Origin of the sequence: Amycolatopsis sp. SID8362 (genome assembly GCF_010550475.1) — a bacterium.
GTDB lineage: Bacteria > Actinomycetota > Actinomycetes > Mycobacteriales > Pseudonocardiaceae > Amycolatopsis > Amycolatopsis eburnea.
In genome coordinates this window covers 1-563 of the sequence record NZ_JAAGNB010000087.1, presented here as the reverse complement: position 1 = coordinate 563, position 563 = coordinate 1, and the positions used below count along the sequence as shown (strand labels likewise).

2 protein-coding genes are annotated in these 563 nt (G+C 75.5%); one reads left to right on the top strand and one right to left on the bottom strand.

The genetic code is table 11. The annotated features are described in order from the left end of the window. A partial coding sequence (locus G3I65_RS03030) for an MFS transporter (protein WP_160694514.1) occupies window positions 1-318 on the bottom strand: 318 nt, incomplete at its 3' end. Window positions 319-382: 64 nt separating this feature from the next. On the opposite strand from G3I65_RS03030, the gene G3I65_RS03025 reads away from it, so the two are divergent. Beyond that, window positions 383-563, top strand: a 181-nt coding sequence (locus G3I65_RS03025; RefSeq protein WP_160694512.1) for a helix-turn-helix transcriptional regulator, incomplete at its 3' end; no start/stop codon positions are given.

The window sequence follows — 563 nt, the reverse complement described above, 5'->3', positions numbered from 1 at the left end:
CAGCAACGCCGCGCCCAGGCCCTGTCCGGCGCGGGCGGCGACGAGGACCGGTGCCGTGGCCGCGAGCCCGCACGCGGCCGACGCCGCGCCGAAGAGCCCGAAGCCGGTGAGGACGACCCGGCGGTGGCCGAAGACGTCGCCGAGGGCACCGCCGGTGAGCAGGAACGCGGCCAGGACGACGGTGTAGCCGTCGACCACCCACTGCTGCGCCGCGAGATCCGCGTGCAGGTCCGTGCCCAGCGTGGGCAGGGCGACGTTGACGACCGTGACGTCCAGCTGCACCAGGAACATCCCGGCGCACATGGTGAACAGGAGCATGCGTCCAGTGCACCGCGCGGACGCTTCCGTCGCGGTGGAAGCGTCCCGGGGGCATCCTGGAGGCGTGGAAGGGGACGCCGACATCGCCCGCACCGCCGCGTTGTTCGCGGACCCGGCGCGGGTCCGGGTGCTGCTCGCCCTCGCCGACGGCCGGGCGCTGGCGGCGTCCGTGCTGGCCGCCGAAGCACGGCTGTCCGCGCAGGGCGTGAGCGCGCACCTGGCGAAACTGCGGGCAGCGGGCCTGG